The 16,484-nt window shown below is 39.8% G+C and carries 17 protein-coding genes; 12 read left to right on the top strand and 5 right to left on the bottom strand.

The features are described 5' to 3' along the window. Positions 1 to 149 precede the first annotated feature (149 nt). The gene (locus BTO21_RS07885) at positions 150 to 422 is read left to right on the top strand and encodes a hypothetical protein (RefSeq protein WP_045027753.1); all 273 of its coding nucleotides are present in this window, start codon (positions 150 to 152) and stop codon (positions 420 to 422) included. A 92-nt stretch (positions 423 to 514) separates the two neighbouring features. Here the strand turns inward: BTO21_RS07885 and BTO21_RS07880 are convergent, their stop codons facing one another. Further along, positions 515 to 2,383, bottom strand: a complete 1,869-nt coding sequence (locus BTO21_RS07880) for a DUF3413 domain-containing protein (protein WP_045027755.1) — start codon at positions 2,381 to 2,383, stop codon at positions 515 to 517. A gap of 52 nt (positions 2,384 to 2,435) precedes the next feature. Next, positions 2,436 to 2,654, bottom strand: coding sequence for a YejL family protein (locus tag BTO21_RS07875; RefSeq protein WP_045027757.1), 219 nt, complete (start codon positions 2,652 to 2,654; stop codon positions 2,436 to 2,438). Between the two features lie 76 nt (positions 2,655 to 2,730). On the opposite strand from BTO21_RS07875, the gene yejK reads away from it, so the two are divergent. Together yejK and BTO21_RS07865 are read left to right on the top strand one after the other, a co-directional pair. Continuing rightward, on the top strand, positions 2,731 to 3,744 hold the full coding sequence (yejK, locus tag BTO21_RS07870) for a nucleoid-associated protein YejK (protein ID WP_045027759.1): 1,014 nt from the start codon (positions 2,731 to 2,733) through the stop codon (positions 3,742 to 3,744). Between the two features lie 299 nt (positions 3,745 to 4,043). Beyond that, positions 4,044 to 4,412, top strand: a complete 369-nt coding sequence (locus BTO21_RS07865; protein WP_045027760.1) for a nitrous oxide-stimulated promoter family protein — start codon at positions 4,044 to 4,046, stop codon at positions 4,410 to 4,412. Between the two features lie 170 nt (positions 4,413 to 4,582). Here BTO21_RS07865 and BTO21_RS07860 read toward each other — a convergent pair whose 3' ends face one another. The 3 genes from BTO21_RS07860 to BTO21_RS07850 form a co-directional block, all read right to left on the bottom strand. Then, positions 4,583 to 5,707 (bottom strand): M20 family metallopeptidase, encoded by a 1,125-nt coding sequence (locus tag BTO21_RS07860; RefSeq protein ID WP_045027762.1) that lies wholly within the window; start codon positions 5,705 to 5,707, stop codon positions 4,583 to 4,585. 86 nt (positions 5,708 to 5,793) lie between these two features. Beyond that, the gene (locus tag BTO21_RS07855) at positions 5,794 to 6,255 is read right to left on the bottom strand and encodes a YjiG family protein (RefSeq protein WP_045027764.1); all 462 of its coding nucleotides are present in this window, start codon (positions 6,253 to 6,255) and stop codon (positions 5,794 to 5,796) included. Continuing rightward, positions 6,255 to 6,986 carry a nucleoside recognition domain-containing protein gene (locus BTO21_RS07850; protein ID WP_045027765.1) on the bottom strand — a complete coding sequence of 244 codons (732 nt, stop codon included), beginning with the start codon at positions 6,984 to 6,986 and terminating at the stop codon, positions 6,255 to 6,257. The genes BTO21_RS07855 and BTO21_RS07850 overlap by 1 nt, the downstream gene beginning before the upstream one ends. A gap of 495 nt (positions 6,987 to 7,481) precedes the next feature. Here BTO21_RS07850 and urtA point away from each other — a divergent pair, with 495 nt between their 5' ends. The 9 genes from urtA (at position 7,482) to ureC (ending at position 16,478) form a co-directional block, all read left to right on the top strand. After that, on the top strand, positions 7,482 to 8,771 hold the full coding sequence (gene urtA, locus BTO21_RS07845; protein ID WP_105026757.1) for an urea ABC transporter substrate-binding protein: 1,290 nt from the start codon (positions 7,482 to 7,484) through the stop codon (positions 8,769 to 8,771). 61 nt (positions 8,772 to 8,832) lie between these two features. Beyond that, positions 8,833 to 10,437: an urea ABC transporter permease subunit UrtB gene (gene urtB, locus BTO21_RS07840; RefSeq protein ID WP_105026756.1), complete on the top strand. Its 1,605-nt coding sequence runs from the start codon at positions 8,833 to 8,835 to the stop codon at positions 10,435 to 10,437. Positions 10,438 to 10,454: 17 nt separating this feature from the next. Next, complete coding sequence (gene urtC / locus BTO21_RS07835; RefSeq protein ID WP_045027767.1) at positions 10,455 to 11,573, top strand: urea ABC transporter permease subunit UrtC; 1,119 nt, start codon at positions 10,455 to 10,457, stop codon at positions 11,571 to 11,573. A 99-nt stretch (positions 11,574 to 11,672) separates the two neighbouring features. Next, complete coding sequence (gene urtD / locus BTO21_RS07830) at positions 11,673 to 12,449, top strand: urea ABC transporter ATP-binding protein UrtD (protein WP_082056798.1); 777 nt, start codon at positions 11,673 to 11,675, stop codon at positions 12,447 to 12,449. Continuing rightward, complete coding sequence (gene urtE / locus BTO21_RS07825; protein ID WP_045027769.1) at positions 12,449 to 13,144, top strand: urea ABC transporter ATP-binding subunit UrtE; 696 nt, start codon at positions 12,449 to 12,451, stop codon at positions 13,142 to 13,144. The genes urtD and urtE overlap by 1 nt, the downstream gene beginning before the upstream one ends. After that, positions 13,141 to 14,043: an urease accessory protein UreD gene (locus tag BTO21_RS07820; RefSeq protein ID WP_105026755.1), complete on the top strand. Its 903-nt coding sequence runs from the start codon at positions 13,141 to 13,143 to the stop codon at positions 14,041 to 14,043. The genes urtE and BTO21_RS07820 overlap by 4 nt, the downstream gene beginning before the upstream one ends. Positions 14,044 to 14,119: 76 nt before the next feature. Continuing rightward, positions 14,120 to 14,422 carry an urease subunit gamma gene (gene ureA / locus BTO21_RS07815; protein ID WP_045027770.1) on the top strand — a complete coding sequence of 101 codons (303 nt, stop codon included), beginning with the start codon at positions 14,120 to 14,122 and terminating at the stop codon, positions 14,420 to 14,422. A gap of 8 nt (positions 14,423 to 14,430) precedes the next feature. After that, positions 14,431 to 14,775 (top strand): urease subunit beta, encoded by a 345-nt coding sequence (locus tag BTO21_RS07810; RefSeq protein ID WP_202907361.1) that lies wholly within the window; start codon positions 14,431 to 14,433, stop codon positions 14,773 to 14,775. Then, on the top strand, positions 14,775 to 16,478 hold the full coding sequence (gene ureC / locus BTO21_RS07805) for an urease subunit alpha (protein ID WP_045027772.1): 1,704 nt from the start codon (positions 14,775 to 14,777) through the stop codon (positions 16,476 to 16,478). The genes BTO21_RS07810 and ureC overlap by 1 nt, the downstream gene beginning before the upstream one ends. Positions 16,479 to 16,484 lie beyond the last annotated feature (6 nt).

Here is a 16,484-nt window from a genome sequence, read left to right as displayed (position 1 = left end):
TTTTACACGTCAAAATGAGATGCAACGCATATTTGTTATCGTGGTTATTCTCATTAATTTTACAGTTCAACTAAATAGACATTATCTATTTTTATTATAAGGATAAAAATTAAGCAGCATAATATTTGTGCAAGAAAGGAGGCGCGATAATGAAGGCGACAATATTAGTTGCGATAATCTATTTTAGTGTATTAAGTGGTTGCAGTAGCAGTCGCCATCAACAATTAGTAGAGCTAGGATTTGAGAGGGCTTATCTTGATGGTTATCAAGATGGTTGCTATAGCCGTTCAATGGCAGGGAAAACGTATCAGGATGGTTTTCGACGTGATCCTGAACGCTCTGTTGTTGTGAAAAAATATCGTTCAGGCTGGGAAGATGGTTTTGAGCATTGCTATGCAGATGATCGTGATAGTTATCTGTAATGAGTCTGATTAATTGATTGTTAACATCGGTTTTGTTTATTGGTGTAGATAAAAAAAAGCAGCTTACGAAAGCTGCTTTTTGTTATTTGAGATTAATTATTGAGATCATTCGGGACGTAAAATCGTTTTAACTCATGCATTACCTGCATCAGTGTCGATAGTTTCGGTTTATCTTGCGCCATTAGCTGATAATGATCGTTGTAGACACGGTAGTTGCCATATTTATCGACAACGGTAGTAGTCCCTTTTTGAATCACCACGATATCATTATTATTACCTGCCAAGATCCAGCGGCGATCGCTGTCATGATCAAAGAGACTGATACCTGAACTGTAATTTGATGGGTTAGACGCCACATTGAATAATGATTCCATCAAAGTAGGTACTAAATCAAGGTTACTGGTTGGACGGGTAACAACTTGAGCAGCATGTTGCGGCCAGTGAATGATCATTGGTACTTTTATTTGGTACTGGCTGTAATTACTGTCAGAGCCCCAGGTATTATTACCTGTTTCATTAAATTCAGTGCCATGGTTTGACGTCACAACAACAATAGTGTTGTCCATCATTCCTTGTGCTTTTAACTGTGCAAACACTTTACCTAAAATCGTATCAATATGATAAGCCGCATTACGGTAACTATTTTTAAGTAACACATTAGAATTTACTTTTTTATCATGGAGTAAATTACTGCCTAAAGATGGCGTAAATTTAGTTGGATAATCACTACTTTCTTCATATTGATCAACAGATGTTAACTCAAGTAGGCTAAACCATGGGTCATTGACCTTTTGTTTTTCTACCCAACGGTGCCAATCATTAAAGGCTAAACGATCACTTGGTGTACGTTTACCATTATCAAGGTTATCAATGGTCGCCAACTGAGTTTTAGAGAAAATAGCATCACGGTAGATCGGTTGTTCAAAACCTTCACCACTGAATAGGCCAAAGTGATAACCACGATTTTGTAAGGTATCAAGTAGCAGTGGCGATTTACCTTCGGCACGAATGCTGTTGGCATAACCACTTGGTAAGCCATACAGTAAGCCAAAGACACCACTATTATTATTACTGGTACTGTAGTTATCAGTAAAATTAATATTGTTCTCAGCAAAAGCGGTCAAGTTAGGCATGGTATCAGTATTTACCATATCACTGCGTAGACTATCGACCATAATAATCAGTAAGTTTTGCTTGGTGCCCTTATCGAGAAAGTTAATTTTATCAATAGGGTAGCGCATCATTTCACTGTTATTAATGCCTTGTTGTGCTTGGCGTTTAACATATTCTTGGCGATCTAATAGGCCATGTTTTTCCATGAACGTTTTTGCGGTCATTGGGTATGACAATGGGAAATTTGAACGTTGCATAGTCACCGGGCGGTAAAGGTTAGCATCCGCCCAGATATAAATAATGTGGCTACTTAGAAAGCATAGACCGAACATGATGGCAATGGGACCACCGACGTTTTTACGGGTTAGCTTTCTAAGTTTACGCCAGATCCATTCTGAGAATATCATCTCGATCAGGAATATGACTGGAACGACAATAAACAGATATTGCCAGCGTGTATTTAGTTCTGTTTTTTCACCGCTTAATAACAAATCCCATACTAACGGACTTAAATGTAAGTCAACGCTTTGATAGGCGTAAGTATCGAGCAGCAGTGTTGTCAATCCTACCGTTGAAACTAATACCGCAAACACTCGCATTAAGCGTTGTGAAGGGATAAGAAAACTTGCAGGAAAGAGGATCAGTATATAAATACCAAAGACAAGGAAACCAAAATGTCCGATCCAGCTTAATCCTAGATACAGTTGTCCGATCGTTGTCGTCGGCCATTCTGAATAAATAATATAACGCGTACCCAATAGCATGGCAGCGATGATATTGAAAAAGCTAAACCAGTGTCCCCAACTAATTAGCTGGGAAACTTTGTCTTTGTATGTGCTGGCGACCATAAATGTCAATTCTTCTCAGTCTTCAATGCTATGTTTAACTCTCAAGCTAAACTTAATCTTTTTTAATTGAGGCCTGTAGTGCTTTTGCAAATTTTTGTGCAAGAACTTCACGTTGTGCAACAGGTACATTGGCATTGATAATGTTAGTAGCAATATCACCCACAACCATTAGGGCTAATTCTGGTGATGTTTTATGTTTGTCTAGAACATCGAACACGTCATCAATGATTTGTTCAACTTTTTTTGTACTGTATTTTGAAGTGATTGGCATAAGAAATCTTGTTTAATGTTTAGGATAACGACTTATGATAACCTAGAGTTCAGTTTTCCTGAAAACCTTTTCCATTATGAGTCTTACACTTTCGAACGTCATTCTACACCAAATAGTAAAAAACGACCAAGATGAACTAGAAATTCACCTTAGAAATCAAACTCTTGATAATGATTCTGCGACAGAGGATCTCGTTGCTGAATTACATCGAATTTATAGCAGTAAAGGCACAAAAGGCTTTGCTCATTTTGCCGCAGACAGTGAGTTTGCTCATTGGCTAAAACAATTTCGTCAAGGTGAGTTGGATTTCCTAACATTTTCTAATCAGTCAGTGCAACGTTTACAAACGGAATTAGCTAAATACCCGTTTGCTGAAGCGGGTACATTAGTGATGGCTGAATACCAATCATTGGCAACTGATTATTTGTTTATTGGTATGTTACCAACATGTCATAGCATGAAAGTAACTGATCAGTTAGACATCAGTGCGACGGATTATCTTGATATTAATAAGATGGATATCGTTGCACGTATTGATTTGTCATCATGGGAAACCAACCCAGAATCAACCCGCTACCTAACATTTGCAAAAGGACGTGTCGGTCGTAAAATCGCTGATTTCTTCCTTGATTTTATGCAGGCGGAAATTGGCTTGGATGTAAAAGTTCAGAACCAAGTACTGATGCAAGCGGTAGAAGATTTCTGTGCTGATGCGCGTTTAGATAAAGAAGAAAAGCAGCAATATCGTAAGCAAGTTTATGATTATTGTAATGGTCAGCTGCAAGCCGGTGATGAGGTGACAGTCAAAGAATTGTCAGGTGAATTACCGACGTCTGATGACGGTGCTAACTTCTATGATTTTACCTCTAAGCAAGGCTATGAGTTAGAAGACAGTTTTCCGGCCGATCGTACTGCAATGCGTAAATTGACTAAGTTTGTGGGTTCAGGCGGTGGCATGACGCTTAACTTTGACAGTATGTTATTAGGTGAGCGTATTTTCTATGATGCCGAAACCGATACATTAACCATCAAAGGCACGCCGCCTAATTTAAAAGATCAGTTATTACGTCGTTTAAATAGCGATAATTAATCATCAACGCTGATGTGTAGCGTGACGGGTTAAAAATAAAGCCACTGTGAAGTATGCACTCACTAATATTTGCATATATCACAGTGGTTTTTTGCTATTTAAAACGCGGATATTGGACATCGATAGTCTTTTTTTATATTTGTACATTGTTCGCAATTTATTCGAACAATGTATTAAAGTGTGATAAATCACCACCAGAGTGATTGTGATTATGATTTTTGCCCATTAGGTTCTGATTTTTGCATAAATTTGATTTTTATCATTGGCACTGCAACAGAGGAATGGATAATGGAACGACTATGATAGTTATTAACAATCATTCAGTTCGTTCGCAGCGTGAACTGAATACAGTGAAAGCGATGATTCGCCTATATTGTAAAACGTTGCACCGTGGGGCGGTAATGTGCTCTGAATGTGAAAGTCTTATCGAGTATGTTGAAGAGAGAGTAACAGGTTGTCGTCTTGGTGAAGAGAAGCCAAGTTGTGTGCATTGTATTGGGCATTGCTATCAATCTGCCAAGCGTCTTCAGATGATCCATGTTTTACGTTGGACGTATCCACGTTATTTTTGGCGTCATCCATTTCGGGCTATACACTTTAAGTTAGACAATTTACGTAGTGTCCAAATGTCAGCCGCGAAAGCTAATATTCTAGCAAAAACGAGTTAAATCCATATCGATTTCGTTAAACAGATATTGATTTAACCTAACAACTGAAACGATTGTACCTCCTTTAGTAATGCCATTGTGCGTTATTTATTAAGGAGAAAAGGCTGCAGAAATGCAGCCTTTTTTAATGCTTTTTTATTGGCTATTGGCTATTGGCTATTGGCTATTGGTTATTGCTGTGCGATTTTCACCAGTACTTGCTGTAATAAGCGAATACGTGGCTCAATCGAAGCTAAATCTAACCATTCGTCTTCGCTGTGAAAGCCTGCACCGATAGGTCCTAAACCATCTAAGGTTGGAATACCTAATACTGCTGTTAGGTTAGCATCTGAACCGCCACCGACCGCTTGCCACGTGATATCAATGCCTAATTCTTTACCGACTGCTTCAACTTGCGCCATTAACACTTCAGTTTGTGGGCTTGGCACCATTGAAGGCTTATGTGCTTCTCGCTCAACAGTAATCGTAACGCCATCAATAAACGGTGTTTCTGTTAATGTGCGAATTTGAGCATCAACAGCGGCATATTCATCGTTATCCCAGAAACGAACATCAACCACGACTTCTGCAAAATCAGGCACAATATTAGCGCCAGCGCCACCACTGACAACCCCTGCATTTAACGTGGTGCCAGATTCAAAATCAGTCATCGCGTTAATTGCTAAAATCCAATGCGCCATTTCTGTGATCGCACTACGACCATTTTGAGGTTCATTACCTGCATGAGCCGCTTTACCGTGGAAACTTAAACGGTAACGTGCCATACCTTTACGCGCTTTAACGAGTGATCCATCAGCACGAGCAGCTTCTGCCACTAAAACATGTTTAGCATTAATGGCAACGCTTTTTAGCCATGTTTCTGAATGTAGTGAACCGATTTCTTCATCAGGGTTCATGCACACACAAATAGATAATGCATTAAGTGCAGTAGGATCGAGATCACGCAGGGCATAAACCACACTTAACAAACCTGATTTCATGTCAGAAACACCAGGGCCATAAGCACGTTCATCATCGTGAGTCATTGGGCGAGCAGCAGCAGTGCCTACTGGGAATACTGTATCCATATGACCAATTAACATCACATCAATATGATCAGCTTGTGGCTTGTTACGCACTTCAAGACCTGTGCCTGCAATGCCACAATCTATACGCTTAACATTCCAACCTAAATCAAGGTATTTCTGCGCCATGAGCGTGGCAACCACATCGATACCATCAACAGTTAATGTACCGCAATCAATATTAATGAGAGGGCGTAGTTCTTCGAGATAATTATTGAGAGAAAAAGACATAGTAAAGGCTCCAAGCCATTGGTGGCTTATCGGTAATCAAAGAGAGGATCACACTGGAACTAAGACAGCTCCAGTGTGTTAAGTCATTACACTAAGACATTCATTACAAACATTGCTGCAAAGGCATTTAATACCGAGATGGCGATCATCACTGGAATGTAACGACCTTCAGTACGGATTGGGCCCATAATACGACCCATGTATTGCACTTGTGAGCCCATCAAATAAATCGCAGGAGCAAGAATCGCAATGTGCTCGCCATTTAAAATACCTTGGTCAAACAGGGTAATAACCACACCTACAGCGCCGCCCATTGACATCCATGCGCCAATCAATACCGCCGCAGCTTCACCAGGAAGACCAAAAATAGCCATGATAGGTGAGAATAATGTGCCCATTAATTCTAGCGCACCAGTGATTTGCAGTGCTTTGATGATCACGAACGCCATTAATACGTTAGGCACTGTTGAAGTGGTTGCAATTACCCAGCCTTTTTTAGCGCCTTCAACAAAAATATCAGTCACCATAGGTTTTTTTGTAATAGTCATTATGCGTTTTCCTGAGTAACAGTTGTTGGTTTAGTGTCTTTGTTTTCTTTGCCTTCAGTGATGTTTAAGTACACGCGGAAAATATTGGCGCCCACAAATTTGAAGATAAACATAATCGCAACAGCAAGACCGATAGAAGAAGTAACAGCGGGTTCACCAGAGGCTGTGGTTAAGGTAAAGAGTACCGCTCCAGATGAGAAAAAGTTAACGATGGCAGCACCCGCAGAGAATTGGAACATGGTAAAAACATCCGTTTCTCGCTTGGTTAAATGACCTTCATCCTGTAACTGACGAGTCATAGCAGCGCCAGCATCAGTACTTTGTAGTGAGGCAATTAAAGCCAAACCTGAGTTACCCGGAATACCCATTAATGGACGTAGTAGTGGGGTTAATAATTTACGCGCCGCATCGAGCGCACCGTAATGTTCAAGCACATTGATCATGCCTAAAGCAAACATCACTGTTGGAATTAACGTTAAAGCAAAAATAAAGCCATCACGCGCACCGCTACCACCTTTGCCTCGGAATGACGTTGATGCCGCTTCCACACCTTCTGCGGTATCGTTAACTGAATAAACCACATTACCAAACGATCCGTTTAAGGTCGTGAAGTCAAATACGCCATACCATTGATTCGATTGCAGTGCGCCTGAAAAGAAAATCACCGCAAAAGCGAGGGCAAGGTAGCTGCCAATGGTAACTTTACGACCTTCTATCGCGTTGTTGCTCATAGTTATGTCCTTATAAAACGGAAAGATAAAAAAGGGTTTCACCAAATGAACGCCGATGATTATTTCTGTGGTGACGTTTTCAAGTTGTGCATTTAGTGATTAATTCGGTAATAGCGGTATTTTCATTAAAAATGATTTTGAAATATTGATTGGGGTCAAGGTGTTGGATTGAAAAGTAAGTTTGATGAAATATGGATCTCGTATTTGTGAGCTACATCGATATCGAGCACTATTTTGGGTCAATCTATGCCTACGGTGAATGAATAGGTGGTGGCGGTTACTGCTATTTAGTTGTTTGTTAATAATCGTGGGACTGCACCATTAGTGTGATACCAACAGAAACTTGCACTATCCTCTATCAATTAAAATAAACCAAAAGAAAACAAGTAAATAATTTTTAATTTTAAATCATGTAGTTATGATTAATTTTGTTGTTTTTTATTTATGGTACGCATCTTGGATTAAATTATTGTTCATAACAAGGAGAGTAAAAAGATGCCAATCAAATCAAAGTTGATCAAGCTAAGTGTCCTATCTGTTCTTACATGTTTCTCTCAGATCACCCTTGCAGCAGAGGATACGATTAAAGTAGGGGTATTACATTCATTGTCAGGCACGATGGCAATCAGTGAAACCACCTTGAAAGATACCGTTTTAATGTTAATTGATGAACAGAATAAAAAAGGGGGCTTATTAGGTAAGCAATTAGAGGCTGTTGTTGTTGATCCTGCTTCTAATTGGCCATTATTTGCAGAAAAAGCTCGTGAGTTAATTGAAAAAGAACAAGTAGATGTTGTGTTTGGTGGTTGGACATCTGTTTCTCGAAAATCAATGCTGCCAGTATTTGAAGAGTTTAATAGTATTTTATTTTACCCCGTACAATATGAAGGTGAAGAATCATCAAAAAATGTATTTTATACGGGCGCTGCGCCTAATCAACAAGCCGTTCCAGCGGTTGATTATTTAATGAATGAGTTAGGCGTTAAACGTTGGGTACTTGCTGGAACCGATTATGTTTATCCTCGCACGACAAATAAGATCTTAGCGGCTTATTTAAAAGCGAAAGGCGTAAAAGCTGAAGATATCATGATTAATTATACGCCATTTGGGCACTCAGATTGGCAATCAATTGTTTCTGACATTAAAAAATTCGGGGCGCAAGGTAAAAAAACCGCTGTTATTTCAACAGTTAATGGCGATGCCAATGTACCTTTCTATAAAGAACTTGGCGCTCAGGGGGTTGAATCTGATGATATCCCAGTGATTGCATTCTCGGTAGGTGAAGAAGAATTATCTGGCATGGATACATCACCGTTAGTGGGGCATTTAGCCGCATGGAATTATTTCATGAGTGTTGATACCGTGAAAAATTCAGAATTTGTAGAGACTTGGCAGAAATATATTAAAAATGAAAAGCGCGTTACCAATGATCCTATGGAAGCGCATTATATTGGGTTTAATATGTGGGCACAGGCCGTTACTAATGCGGGAACCACCGATCCAGAAGCGGTTCAAGATGCATTAATTGGGGTCTCGGTACCTAATCTTTCTGGTGGTTATTCAACTATGCTACCTAATCATCATATAACCAAACCTGTATTAATTGGTGAGATACAAGATGATGGTCAATTTGAAGTCGTGTGGGAAACAACGGGGCTTGTAAATGGTGATGCGTGGTCTAATTATTTACCTGGATCGCGTGATTTGTTTTCAAGTTGGAGCAAGCCGTTTGCCTGTGGTAGTTATAATGTAATTGATAAGAAATGTTCGGGCAGTACCCATTAATAGAATGACAGAGCCTCTTTCGAGGGGCTTAGTTATTTAAGTTCACAATGGAGTGATGCCAATGAGATACATATTATGTGTTAGTTTGTTTCTTTGTCTAATAAGTCTGAAAGTCCATGCTGCTATTGAAATTAATTCGTACAGTTCGTTTATTAGTACTATTTCTGGGAAGAATAATAAAGCCAAGGTTAACGCTATAGCATGGCTATCTAAAACAGATAATACTATGCGTCAGAAAACAATTTTCTCTGCTTGGATAAAAGGTAAGCTTTATATAAATAAAACAGATAATCAATTATATAGAATTGAAAAATCACACTCAGAAATGAATGCTTTTTCAATTGATACTGGACAAAGTACAACAATTGTAAATAAGCAGGGATTTAAAAAAATACGCGTAAATAATAAATTACGTAATGGATTAAAAATACAGTTGGCAATACTTGATTTAACGAATAAGAGCCCATCGTTACGCGAACAAGCGATAAATATATTAATGGATAAAGTGGATTTTCATTTATATACCGTAATGAAAAAGCACAATGAAACAGAAAAAAGTACGATCGTTAAGCAACAATATCAACTTGCTTTTGCTAATTATCAAGCACGTAACAGTCTTGGTGAAGAACAACGTAATGCTGTCGTTCTTTTAGGCAAGGAAAAGCATCCGATTGTGTATCAAACCCTAACAGAGGTCGTTACTAACAGCCAAGATCCACACGTTGTTGCGGCGGCTAAAAATGGTTTAGAAGCTTATAAACAACAACAGCGTCTTTATGCAGGTGTAGAAACCGTCTTTTTTGGTTTAAGTTTAGGTTCAGTATTGGCTCTTGCCGGGATAGGTTTAGCGATTACGTTTGGCGTGATGGGCGTAATTAATATGGCACATGGTGAGTTGATTATGATAGGGGCTTATACCACCTATGTATTACAGCAATTAATGCCTAATCATTTAGCCGTCGCATTAATTTTATCTATTCCTGCTGCGTTCATTGTGTCGGGTTGCATTGGGATCATGATCGAGCAAGGTGTTATTCGGCATTTATATGGACGACCATTAGAAACATTATTAGCCACATTTGGTATTAGTTTGATTTTACAACAAGCGGTGCGTTCAGTATTTTCTCCGTTAAATCGTTCAGTAATAACCCCTGAATTTATGTCGGGTTCATTAACCTTAAATCCGATGCTGCTGTTTACCTATAATCGGCTTTATATTATTTTCTTTTGTTTGGCGGTATTTTTATTATTACTGACTATTTTGAAAAAAACGCCATTAGGGTTACAGGTTCGGGCGGTGTCTCAAAATAGGCCGATGGCAAGAGCGATGGGAATTCATTCTCAACGTGTTGATGCGTTAACTTTTGGTTTAGGTTCAGGGATTGCCGGCATTGCAGGCGTTGCATTATCTCAGTTGACCAATGTCGGTCCTAATATGGGACAAAGCTATATTATTGATTCCTTCATGGTGGTGGTCTTTGGTGGAGTAGGTAATTTATGGGGTACTTTAGTCGCAGGATTAAGTTTAGGGATTTTTAATAAGTTCTTAGAGCCATGGTTTGGTGCGGTATTATCCAAAATAATGGTATTAATTTTTATTATTCTATTTATTCAAAAAAAGCCCAAAGGATTATTTCCCCAACGCGGTCGAACTGCCGATAGTTAATATACTAAGGAGTGGTTATGTTTTTTAGTTCTGTATTGAATAAAGACCGAGGGGGAACCATTACTCTGAGTGTTTTATTCTTCATCGCAATTATTGTCCCTTTTTGTAATTTAGTTCTTCCTAATAGTCATCCACTGCATATTGATACATTTACTGTATCGTTATTAGGTAAATATTTAAGTTATGCATTATTAGCATTGGCGGTTGATCTAGTGTGGGGATATTTAGGTATTCTCAGCTTAGGTCATGGTGCTTTTTTTGCACTGGGTGGTTATGCGATGGGAATGTATTTAATGCGCCAAATTGGTGATCGTGGTGTTTATGGCGATCCAATCTTAGCGGATTTTATGGTGTTTCTTAATTGGCAATCATTACCGTGGTTTTGGCAGGGATTTGATCAATTTTGGTTTGCTTGCTTGATGGTTATTATTATTCCCGGCGCTTTAGCTTATTTATTTGGACGATTAGCTTTTCGATCTCGCGTTTCTGGGGTGTATTTATCGATTATGACGCAAGCATTAACTTACGCTTTAATGTTAGCTTTCTTTCGAAATGAAATGGGGTTTGGTGGTAATAATGGTTTAACGGATTTTAAAGAAATTTTGGGTTTTAGTTTACAACATGATACGACCAAAGTGATGTTGTTTGTCTGCTCAGCCTTGATGTTAATTATTGCCTATATAGTTTGTAAAGTGTTAATTAATAGTCGCTTAGGTCGAGTCGCAATTGCTATTAGAGACACAGAATTACGAACCCGATTTATGGGTTACGATGTTGATAATATTAAATTATGGATATTTGTTTTATCTGCGGTTATTGCAGGTATTGCTGGTGCACTTTATGTGCCTCAAGTTGGGATTATTAATCCTGGTGAATTTTCGCCATTAAACTCTATTGAAGTTGTGGTGTGGGTTGCATTAGGCGGAAGAGCAACATTATTTGGCGCTATTATTGGCGCAATTATTATTAACTATGCTAAAAGCTGGTTTACGGTGGCATTACCAGAAGTTTGGTTGTTTGCTCTTGGTAGTTTATTTGTTTTATCGACTTTATATTTACCGCAAGGTGTTACGGGCTTATTTAATCATTCTCCTAAAATAGTTAGGGGATGGATCAAACGTGGGTTTAAAACGTAAATAATAAAAGGAGAGAAATAGGTGACTATTATTACTGATCAATTAAAACTTACCGCATCAATTAAAGATTTAGTTTCTAGAGATAAAGTTTTTGGTTTTATGCAACCTCAACAGCACCCATTAATTGATACGCGACATAATATATTGCTTTACCTTGAGGGGGTAAATAAAACCTTTGATGGTTTTAAAGCGATTGATGACTTTAATCTATATATCAAAGAAGGAGAGTTACGCTGCATTATTGGTCCTAATGGTGCAGGGAAAACAACCATGATGGATATTATCACTGGCAAAACCCGTCCTGATTCTGGGCAGGTTTGGCTCGGCTCTCGTTTAAATTTACTGACGATGAATGAAGCACAAATTGCCAATGCGGGTGTCGGGCGTAAGTTTCAAAAACCAACGGTGATTGGCTGTTTATCCGTATGGCACAATTTAGAATTAGCCATGACCGGTCCCCGTACTGTTTGGGCGACATTTCGCGCTAAGTTAACGGGAGAACAAAAAGATAAACTCGCGTCAGTGTTAACCCTGATTCAACTACAAGATCATGCCGATGTTGCTGCTGGAAATTTATCCCATGGTCAAAAGCAGTGGTTAGAAATTGGAATGTTATTGATGCAAAATCCGAAATTATTATTGGTTGATGAGCCTGTTGCGGGAATGACACATCAAGAAATGGATCGTACCGCAGAGCTACTCACAGGGTTGGCGGGTAAACATTCGGTGGTGGTGGTTGAACATGATATGGATTTTGTGCGTTCGATTGCCAGCCAGGTAACAGTGATGCACCAAGGGCATGTATTAGCAGAAGGTAGCATGAGTAAAATACAGCAAGACCCACAAGTTATTGATGTTTATCTTGGAGGATCATAATGTTAACGATTAAGCGTTTAAATCAATATTATGCAGAGAGCCATACCTTATGGGATATTGATCTTCATGTTCCTAAAGGTAAATGTACGGTGCTTATGGGGCGTAATGGCGTAGGAAAAACCACATTATTACAATGTATTATGGGGTTATTAGCAACAGATAAAGGTCAAATTCAACTTGATGGCAAAGACATTAGTCATTGTCGAGCAGAAGAACGGGTACATTTAGGGGTTGGTTATGTTCCTCAAGGTCGACAAATATTTCCGATGTTAACCGTAGGGGAAAATTTAGCGATAGGATTGCCAGTGAGGGCAAAAGGGGATCGTATTGTGCCTGACTTTATCTATGCGTTATTTCCAGTACTGAAGCAGATGCAATATCGTTATGGTGGCGATTTATCTGGTGGACAGCAACAGCAATTAGCCATCGCACGTGCCTTAGTCGTTAATCCTAGCTTATTGATCCTTGATGAACCCACGGAAGGTATTCAACCTAATGTCGTGCATGAAATTGGCGATATTATTCAAATGCTCAATCAGCAATATGGTCTAACGGTGTTATTAGTTGAGCAAAAATTACCGTTTGCTCGCAAGGTTGGGGATCATTTTTGCTTATTGGATCGTGGTCGTAATGTTGCTGCTGGAGAAATGGCAACATTGAATAAAGGACTGATTACGGAGTATCTCACAGTATGATTGATCCTCAGTTACCTCAATCTCAACCTCAAACCTCTTATCTGACACCATCAACAGCTGCGATTACTCAAGGTTGGCAAGCCCACCTCAATTTAAGTTTTTATCCTCGTGGCAATAAAACCATTTTATTGCATAAAAAACAGCAAGGACCATTAGCAGTCCAGCGTCCGTTCTATCCTGAAGGTAATATTTGTCATGCTTATGTATTGCATCCTCCAGGAGGGGTTGTTGGTGGTGATAGTTTAACGATTACGGCTCGAGTAGCGCCTTGTGCGCATAGTCTACTGACGACACCTGGTGCGACGAAGTTTTATCGTAGTAGCGAAGGGAAAATTGCCCACCAAAGCCAAACATTGGTCGTTGAAGAAAATAGTTATTTAGAGTGGTTACCTCAGGAAAATATTTTCTTTACTGATGCGAAGGTGCATCTAATCACACGAATTGAATTAGCCACAACGGCTCGATTTATGGGGTGGGAGCTGCACTGTTTTGGACGCCCTGCACTGAATGAGGGCTTAGGCTGTGGAACTGTGACAGGAAAAACTGAAATATGGATAGCAAACAAACGGATTTTAACTGAACGAGTTGCTATGGATGGTCAAGATAAACGTTTTCTTATTAATGGCTTACAAGATTTTAGTTTAACGGCTAGTTTTTTTATTACCAATGATTCGCCTGAATTATTAGCAATGGTACAGACCTTGCTGGATCAACAACAACAGTATTATTCATCGCAACAGTTAGTGGTAGCTGTGACCCAAATAGAAGGGCTCATTGTGATACGGGCATTAGCAAATTGGAGTGAAACTATCATGCATGTATTTGTGAAAATTTGGCAGCAAGTCCGCGAGCAATGGTTAGGTTATACGCCTGTTATCCCTCGAATTTGGGCAACATAGTGAAGATGATTACTTTACGCTGTTTTTAATTAAAGTTGTGGTTAATTAAAGTTGCTAATTAAACAAGGAGATCATTATGGAATTGACCCCAAGAGAAAAGGATAAGCTATTTATTTTTTGCGCAGGATTAGTCGCAAAACAACGGTTACAGCATGGCGTTAAACTGAATTATCCTGAAGCGATAGCTTTGATCAGCGCTGAAATACTGGAAGGCGCACGAGCTGGAAAAACCGTTGCTGAGTTAATGGATTATGGTCGAACTATTTTAACCGTGGCTGATGTTATGGATGGCATTGCGACGATGATCCCCGATGTGCAAGTTGAAGCGACATTTCCTGATGGCACCAAACTCGTTACCGTCCATGAACCCATAGTGTGAGGTCAATAATGGCGATTGAACCGAAGACGATGATCCCCGGAGAGATTTGTGTGGCAGCAGGGGAAATCGAAATAAACCAACACCGTGATACGGTCAAGATTTGCGTGATTAACATGGGAGATCGACCGATTCAGATAGGCTCGCATTATCATTTTTATGAAGCAAATAATGCATTAGATTTTACTCGAGAAACAACATTAGGTTATCGATTAAATATTGCTGCAGGCACTGCGGTTCGTTTTGAGCCTGGACAAAAACGTACCGTTGAACTCGTTGCTTATGCGGGAACACGACAGATTTTTGGTTTTCAAGGGAAAATAATGGGTGATGTAGCGTGCCTTAAGGATGAGTAATGGCGAGTATATCAAGACAAGCATATGCAGAAATGTTTGGTCCGACTGTTGGCGATAAAATGCGTTTAGCGGATACCGAGTTATGGCTGAGTGTTGAACATGACTATACCGTTTATGGTGATGAAGTGAAGTTTGGCGGCGGGAAAGTTATCCGTGATGGAATGGGACAAAGCCAACGCCCCAGTGCTGAAACACCTGATTTAGTGATCACCAATGCGGTTGTTTTAGATTATTGGGGGATCGTTAAAGCCGATGTTGCGGTAAAAAATGGTCGTATTACCGCAATAGGTAAAGCAGGTAATCCGGATATTCAACCAGAAGTAACGATTGTGATTGGACCCGGCACAGAGATCATTGCTGGCGAAGGCAATATTCTTACTGCTGGAGGAATTGATTCCCATATTCATTTTATTTGTCCGCAACAAATTGAAGAAGCATTGGCTTCAGGCATCACAACCATGATTGGTGGCGGAACTGGACCTGCAACGGGAACCAATGCAACAACTTGTACCCCTGGGCCTTGGAATCTGCATCGAATGTTACAGTCACTTGATCATTTCCCAATGAATTTTGGGTTATTAGGCAAAGGTAATAGCAGTCAACCAGAAGGCCTGCGTGAACAAGTGGTGGCGGGAGCGGTAGGATTAAAACTTCATGAAGATTGGGGAACAACCCCTGCAGCAATTGATACGTGTTTATCTGTAGCTGATGAAATGGATGTTCAAGTTGCGATTCATACCGATACCCTTAATGAATCGGGTTTTGTTGAATCAACCCTTGATGCCATCGGTGATCGAGTGATTCATACCTATCATACAGAAGGTGCGGGCGGCGGCCATGCTCCGGATATTATTCGTGCTTGTGGCTCTGCCAATATATTACCTTCCTCAACCAACCCGACTCGACCTTACACTATAAATACCGTTGATGAGCATTTGGATATGCTGATGGTTTGTCATCATTTATCGCCCTCGATTGCGGAAGATGTTGCGTTTGCTGAATCAAGAATACGCCGTGAGACCATTGCAGCAGAAGATATTTTGCATGACTTAGGGGCGTTCTCAATGATTGCCTCTGATTCACAAGCGATGGGACGAGTGGGAGAGGTGATTTTACGGACTTGGCAAACAGCACATAAAATGAAAGTTCAACGTGGACCTTTAGCAGAGGATAGTGATGATAATGATAATTTTCGCCTGAAACGTTATATCGCTAAATATACCATTAATCCTGCTATCACTCATGGAATGTCACACGAAGTCGGCTCAATAGAAGTCGGTAAATTAGCCGATTTAGTGTTATGGAAACCCGCATTTTTTGGGGTGAAACCGAGTTTGATCATCAAAGGCGGCATGATTGCGATGGCATCAATGGGGGATGCAAATGCTTCGATACCTACCCCGCAGCCAGTGCATTATCGCCCCATGTTTGGTAGCTACGGTAAAGCAAACAAACAGACCTCGATGTTGTTTATTTCACAGCAAGCTCAGCAACAGCAGTTAGCGGCAGAATTAGGGTTGGAAAGTTTAATTGGTACGGTTAATAACTGCCGTTCAATCTCAAAAAGTGATATGCGCTTAAATAGTTGGCAACCACATATCGAGGTCGATTCTCAGACTTATCAAGTATGGGCTGATGGCGAATTATTAGTGTGTGAACCTGCAGAAATATTACCCATGGCACAACGGTATTTTTTATTTTAGTGCTTT

It is taken from the genome of Photobacterium phosphoreum (genome assembly GCF_002954725.1).
Taxonomy (GTDB): Bacteria; Pseudomonadota; Gammaproteobacteria; order Enterobacterales; family Vibrionaceae; genus Photobacterium; species Photobacterium phosphoreum.
This window is presented reverse-complemented; position numbering and strand designations above follow the sequence as displayed.